The sequence below is a fragment of the Stieleria mannarensis genome (assembly GCF_014154935.1).
Lineage (GTDB): Bacteria > Planctomycetota > Planctomycetia > Pirellulales > Pirellulaceae > Stieleria > Stieleria mannarensis.
In genome coordinates this window covers 22,358-28,357 of the sequence record NZ_JACEHH010000081.1, presented here as the reverse complement: position 1 = coordinate 28,357, position 6,000 = coordinate 22,358, and the positions used below count along the sequence as shown (strand labels likewise).

Genomic DNA, 6,000 nt, shown 5'->3' with positions numbered 1-6,000 from the left:
CTATCTCCATTTATTATCTCAAGCAACGCATCTTTCACGTCTTCGTTAGGTACCGCGTATTTTAGTGGACTATTTGAAGCAGCATATCTCCGGAATTGCTTCAGAATTTGCTTTGCGATTTTGCTAGTGTCGCCTGATACTCCGTGTTTCGCCTCGATCATCGTACCGTCTACCAAGAAATCGATGAAGCCGTGGCCGAGATTGTTGGTTCGAATATATACATGCATTGCGTTGTTCGAACCCGCCCTCGCTGCAGGAACTGAAGGAAAGGTACGCGGACTCATTTCCGGTGAGGATCGACGCTCCGGCCGCCGACGCCGGTGATTATTCTTTGACGGAAAGGACAGCTTGTGTCTTGGTCGTTGACCGGACCTTCAGATTTACCACAGAGCAATCTGACCTCACTCATCGTCCCAACTGCCCAGTTCTGCTTCAATTTGCTCGATGCTGGGGATGGATGCGCGGAATTGTTCGGGGAGGTTTTCGGTGATTTGGTATTCGCTGACTCCGATGGGCTTGGTGAGGTCTCGGAGGGAGTACTCGACTTTGATGTCGCTTTTGGATTTGCAGATCAGGATTCCGATCGTCGGGCCGTCGGCTTCGGTGCGGACTTGGCTGTCGACCGCCGAGACGTAGAAGTTTAGTTTCCCGGCGTACTCGGGTTTGAACTTTTCCACCTTCAGCTCGATCACGACGTAGCAGTGCAGCCGTAGGTGGTAGAACAGCAGGTCGATGCTGTACTCGTCGCCGTCGACGGTGATTTTGTATTGCCGGCCGACGAAGGCGAAACCGGCGCCCAGTTCGAGCAGGAATTTAGTCAGGTGCTCGATCAGGCCGTCTTCCAGCACCGTTCGTTGTGCCGGTCGGTCAGTGTCAGGAAGTCGAAGTTGTACGGGTCGCGGAGCAGCTGCCGAGCAAGGTCGCTCTCCGGCTTTGGGAGCGTGGCCTCGAAATTGTGGATCGCTTGGCCTTCCCGCAGGTGCAGGCCGGATTCGATCTGGTGCGTCAGCACAGCCCGCGACCAGTTGTTTTCGATCGTTTTCTGGACGTAGAACAGGACATCGGCAGGTACGTCGAGCTTCTGCATCAGGACGATGTTGTGGCCCCAGGGGATTTGCGAAACAAGTTGTTTCGCAATTGGACGCATTTGCGAATCAGGCTGTTTCGCAATCTGGTTTGCTGCCGAATGACCGGGCACGGTGGGGGTCGAGGCTGAATTCCAGAACACGAACCACTGCCGAATCAACTCAAGATTCCGCCGTGAAAACCCTTTAATCTCAGGGAATTCATGCAACAAATCTTCGCTCATCGTCTTCAAAAAGCCCTCGCCCCATTTGGCCGATTTTTGCTTTTCGAGAATCTGATCGCCCAGAAACCAGTACAGTTCCAACAGTTGCACATTGACGGCGACTGCGGCTTTGATTTGGGAAGCCTTCACTCACGCTTTGATCGATACGATCCACTGCCGGTACTCGTTTGTCTTCGCCAACTCACTCATCGTTTCGTCTCCTTTGGAACGATCGCCCAGCAATCTTGTCGTGGAACAGCCATCTCGATCGCAATGTATGGCAGCGATGTTCGTTCACCACTGAAAGGGGTGCGTTGAAACGCGTTGCCAGCTTCACTCTGTATCGAGACCGGCTACTTCATCACAAGGCCATCGATCGACAACCGAATTGTAGCCGATGACTTCCCAAAGACAGAGTGCGCGATTTCCCGGCGGAAGTAAACAGTCGATCGGATCCGACCGCCTTGCCATCATCAGGCATCGAAGTATGTCAGCTTCTGCTCAAACAATTTGCGTTGGTTCGGGCTGTGGATAGAGTCACGTTCAAACGTTGCGTTTTTGACCCGAGCGTGGAACGCTTGAAAGGGCCTAAGCACTGCTTAGGCGACAAGCCTACCGCGCGAGTCGGTCTTCGAATTCTAGCTTTGAGGATGAATAGAGCAGTGCATGTTCGAATTTTTTCACCGCGTCGAACTTCGAGAGTCTCAGGTAGCGGGCGTAGGTTTCGAAGTCGCCACAGGTCACCAGGTAGTCCAGGTCGATCGGTCGACCTGAATCGTATCGTGCGGCACACTCCTTCATGATCGTCGGATCAAGCGATGCCATGAATTGATCCAACAACGCCCGATCACGTGTCGAAGCGATATCGGTGAAGTAGGTGTTTCCACTGTTCGGATCGTCTGCCCGCTTTGCCACGTAAATCGCGGCGCCGACGGCGGATGTGACGAGCATCGTCATCAGGATCGTGATTCCACGCATTGCTTGCCTCCTTTTGGATGTAACCAACCGTAGGTCACCCGGTCGGACTGTCAAAACCGGTTTCCCTTTTTGAGGGATGGGGCAAACGGAGGATTGTTGCGCGACGCGAAAATTGCTGAAACACCTTGGTTGATGGTCCGCTTGGAAAGCTGAACGGGTGACTTTCGACCCATCTTGGTTGCTCCGATCTCCAGGAAACCGAGTCACGCGTTCGGTCCCGCTCCGAATTCCTCGCAAACCAAACGGACGATACGACAATGGCAACGATCCAAGAACCGGCGCGAAAGGCGCCTTGGCCTCCCATCGCAGCGACCGGCAAACAACCGGTTCCCTATCCGGTCGGCCAGAAAGAAGGCGAGACCTTTGGCACCATCGCAAAGGACCATGGGCTGGATGCCAAAGAACTGATCCGGTTCAATTTTGGCACCCTGAAATCGGCCGAGATCAATTGGTATTTGGTCAATTACGTCCAATGCCCCCGGCCGTCGCGCGGTCAAAAGTACGTTCATTTTCGCGGGGCCAAATACGACGCTGCGAACAAGACGGGGATGATCTTTCTGCCCGGCGCCGAATCACAGCCGCAAGACAACGTGTTCGGGAACAAGGTCGTCGAGCTGTACAACAACCTAAGCGAAAGTGAAAAATATCCCAACGGATTGTGCTACCAAGTCGCGTACAACCGCGTGAAAGCGGCGGCGAATCAAGTCGGCGTTGCGCTTCCGCCGCTCTCAAGCCGCAACTCGTTCGGCCGACTGTGGGGATCGTTCATCAACACCAAAACGAACTCCTGGTTCAATCTACCCGAAAAGTATCGCGGCAAAGGGGCTGCTGGAGCGATGGCTTTCGCGAAGCTCGGCACGCTGGTTGACCAGAACGGGATCTGGGCCGGGAATTTGAAACCCGGCGCCGTGATCCAAACCTGGAGCACGAAGTCCAACTACGAATTGGTGCGCGACAATCAACGCCCCCGCGGCATCGGCCACTCGTTCATCTTCCTACGCTATTCGACCTCCGGATCGACCATCGATGGCATGCACATCGCCGACCAGGGGTACCAGGGGCGACGTGTATTGGCGCGGGGGAAATGGGGCTGGTGGGTCGGAGCCAATTTGGTCCAAGGTGGTTGAGGAGGGGCAGAAAAATGAGGGGCAGGAAAAATGGTTGAGGAGGGCGACAGGAAAATGGGTGACAAGAAAATGGGGCGGGGGATGGTGTTATTCGATCGCGCCGGCGCCGGATGGCACCTTCGGGAAAATCTCGATCGGTTCTTGGGACTCAGCGGCTAAGGCGCGGCATTGGCGAAGTCGGTTTTTGATTTCATCGACGATGCGTTTCGTCGGTTCGCCGCCGAGTCCTCCATAGACCGATTGAAACTCGTCCCGCGAGATCCCTTCGGGCAGGGCACTAATCGAAGGGCAATAGTCGGTGGCGTTCAATCCGTCGCGAATGCTTCGCTGGAGAGACGTGGCGGACGTCTCGTCGGCGGTCGCGGCACGGGCGAACAGGACGCCGGCGCGATCGGCGACGAGATCGACGAACGAAAACCCAGAGCCTCCCGGGTTCGAATCCATCAACTCTTTCATCACTCCGATCGATATCGAGCGATTGCCATCGGCCAGCACCGTCAATGACGCGCTGACCCAGAAGTGTCGTGGTAAATCGGCTCGGCCGCGAAGCGTGACTTTCTGGCGAAGCTGGCGGATCGCATCGTGATGGGATGGATCAAGCGAGCGTCGCGCGACCGATGCGATGTGTTCGTCCCCGAGGATGACGCCGAGCGCGAGGATCGCGGCCTGGTTGGCGTGCACGGGATCGGCTGCAACGGAATTTTCGGCCGCGAAACGAAACGCCACCGCGATGCACTGGGCAAAGCCGTCGTCACCGGCGGGAATCTCGTCGACGTGTGCCAATACGTGCTGCCCCGTGATTCGCGCACTGCGATCCAGATCGTTTGAGATGCCGTGCGGGATGCCCCAGAGGAACAGACCGCACAGGATCGCGACCAGCGAGACCCTGGCGACCAGACTCTTTCTCAAAGCGAGTCCGGCGGCCACACCGATGACGGCAGAGACGATCGCAAGCTTGATCTGGGACGGGATCGGAAAGTAGCCATGGTTGATCCACAGGGAAGCAACGGCCAGACAAGACGTGGCGGGGAATCCGATCAGTGCCGATTGCCACAGCGGTCGACGGCTGACACCGAGCGTTACCAGGAATCCGAGCATGCCGATTGAAATGACACGCAACGCGATGGCCGTCGCCGCTCGTGACGACGCTTCGGACAATCCGGTCAGTTTGGCGATGGCCGTGACCGCGTTGTCCGGCGCTCCCAATGGACGCGGATCAGGAACAAAACACAGCACGGTGAACCAAGTCAGAACCAGCGCCAATCCGATGGTCGGTGACAGACCAGGGAGACGCGATGCCGGCCGAATCGTGACTCTATCCATGACTCTATTTGAACCGGCTCGTTTCGCTGCGTGGATTCATTGCGTTCGTGTGCACAGCAGTATTCTCGGTCGTACTTCCGGTTTTGCAATGATGGATTCGACGAACGATCGGTGAAAACAAGCTCGCTTCGCATCAGGGATGCTGAATCGGCGGGGGACGGTCCATCGACGGAAGGGAGGTGACAGAAAAATAGGGGGCAGAAAAATGGCTGCGTTGCCTGGGGCATGCGAGGCCGCAAGCCGACCGGATCGGATGCTCGTAAGACTTGACACGGATGTTCTCCTATGTCACCATTTGGTGACATGAAAGAGGTGGATAATCCTGCCGAATCGGATCGCATTTGGAAGGCCCTGGCCGACCGGGTGCGTCGCGACATTCTCGATTTGCTCGCTGAACGTCCGTTGACGACGGGTGAGATCGTAAACCGTTTCAGTGATTCACATTGCCGTACGGCCGTGATGAAGCACCTGGAGATTCTGGTAAACGCCAACCTGGTGGTCGTTCGCCGGGAGGGGCGTCAACGCTGGAATTACCTGAACCCCGTCCCGATTCAGCGTGTTTGTGACCGCTGGGTCAGCAGGCATGTCAAGCACCTGGCGTCGGCACTCTCGCGACTGAAAGACTTTGTCGAGGATCACGAAACCAATCGTCAGGCGTCGAGCAAGCGCCGGGCATCTGGGGCAAGCAAACGCAGCGGTTGACAAACCAAAGCAAGGGCAAGCCGATCATGTCGTTTCACCGTTTTGCACCAACACTTGCCGCCGAGGCTCAAGGCATGTCCGAAATCAAGACCATTGCAACTGGTTGTGTTCAATACGAATTGGAGATTGAAATCAAAGCCGGTCGGCCGGCGGTATGGCGGGCACTGCTGGAGCAGCCGGATCGCTGGTGGTTGCCTGACTTCCGGATGGTGGACGAAGCGTCGACGGTTGAGTTTGATGTTCGTCCGGGCGGGCGAGGGTTGATCGAGTATCGGGACGGGGGAGGTTTTTTGGTCTGGTACAGCGTTCAGTTCTTTCAACCCGAGGCGTTCAAGCTCTATTTGGTCGGCAATGTCGCGCCGGACTGGGGTGGCCCTTCGACGAGCAATCTGTGCCTGTCCTTGGAAGAACGCGTCTTGGGAGAAGGGGGCGACGGCAGTGTTTTAAAGATCTCGGACGCGCACCATGGGCATGTCAGTGAATCCTATGTTGGGTCGCTGAAAGACGGTTGGGCGCAATTGTTTGGCGAGGGATTGCGCCGTCATGTGGAGTCGGTGGGTTGAAGCGGGAACCACCTAAGGT

The 6,000-nt window shown here is 56.4% G+C and carries 8 protein-coding genes; 3 read left to right on the top strand and 5 right to left on the bottom strand.

What is annotated here, in order from left to right:
• The 4 genes from H1B37_RS33490 to H1B37_RS31055 form a co-directional block, all read right to left on the bottom strand.
• A partial coding sequence (locus H1B37_RS33490) for a hypothetical protein (protein ID WP_220498465.1) occupies positions 1 to 227 on the bottom strand: 227 nt, incomplete at its 3' end.
• Positions 228 to 401: 174 nt separating this feature from the next.
• Entirely contained in the window at positions 402 to 848 is a 447-nt protein-coding gene (locus tag H1B37_RS34210; RefSeq protein ID WP_353620965.1) for a PDDEXK nuclease domain-containing protein, read from the bottom strand.
• Entirely contained in the window at positions 830 to 1,438 is a 609-nt protein-coding gene (locus H1B37_RS34205; RefSeq protein WP_353620964.1) for a DUF1016 N-terminal domain-containing protein, read from the bottom strand. The genes H1B37_RS34210 and H1B37_RS34205 overlap by 19 nt, the downstream gene beginning before the upstream one ends.
• A 462-nt stretch (positions 1,439 to 1,900) precedes the next feature.
• Positions 1,901 to 2,266, bottom strand: coding sequence for a hypothetical protein (locus H1B37_RS31055; protein WP_182871179.1), 366 nt, complete (start codon positions 2,264 to 2,266; stop codon positions 1,901 to 1,903).
• Between the two features lie 257 nt (positions 2,267 to 2,523).
• Between H1B37_RS31055 and H1B37_RS31050 the strand changes: the two genes are divergently transcribed.
• Positions 2,524 to 3,393 carry a LysM peptidoglycan-binding domain-containing protein gene (locus H1B37_RS31050; protein ID WP_182871178.1) on the top strand — a complete coding sequence of 290 codons (870 nt, stop codon included), beginning with the start codon at positions 2,524 to 2,526 and terminating at the stop codon, positions 3,391 to 3,393.
• Positions 3,394 to 3,480: 87 nt separating this feature from the next.
• Here H1B37_RS31050 and H1B37_RS31045 read toward each other — a convergent pair whose 3' ends face one another.
• A complete protein-coding gene (locus H1B37_RS31045) occupies positions 3,481 to 4,716 on the bottom strand; it encodes a YfiM family lipoprotein (protein ID WP_182871177.1) in 1,236 nt (411 codons plus the stop codon).
• 285 nt (positions 4,717 to 5,001) lie between these two features.
• Between H1B37_RS31045 and H1B37_RS31040 the strand changes: the two genes are divergently transcribed.
• Positions 5,002 to 5,418: an ArsR/SmtB family transcription factor gene (locus tag H1B37_RS31040; RefSeq protein WP_220498464.1), complete on the top strand. Its 417-nt coding sequence runs from the start codon at positions 5,002 to 5,004 to the stop codon at positions 5,416 to 5,418.
• Between the two features lie 26 nt (positions 5,419 to 5,444).
• Positions 5,445 to 5,981, top strand: coding sequence for an SRPBCC family protein (locus H1B37_RS31035; protein WP_220498463.1), 537 nt, complete (start codon positions 5,445 to 5,447; stop codon positions 5,979 to 5,981).
• Positions 5,982 to 6,000 lie beyond the last annotated feature (19 nt).

Coding starts and splice junctions, on each gene's coding strand:
- H1B37_RS31055 (WP_182871179.1), bottom strand. CDS start 2,266: ATGCGTGGAATCACGATCCTGATGACGATGCTCGTCACATCCGCCGTC.
- H1B37_RS31050 (WP_182871178.1), top strand. CDS start 2,524: ATGGCAACGATCCAAGAACCGGCGCGAAAGGCGCCTTGGCCTCCCATC.
- H1B37_RS31045 (WP_182871177.1), bottom strand. CDS start 4,716: ATGGATAGAGTCACGATTCGGCCGGCATCGCGTCTCCCTGGTCTGTCA.
- H1B37_RS31040 (WP_220498464.1), top strand. CDS start 5,002: ATGTCACCATTTGGTGACATGAAAGAGGTGGATAATCCTGCCGAATCG.
- H1B37_RS31035 (WP_220498463.1), top strand. CDS start 5,445: ATGTCGTTTCACCGTTTTGCACCAACACTTGCCGCCGAGGCTCAAGGC.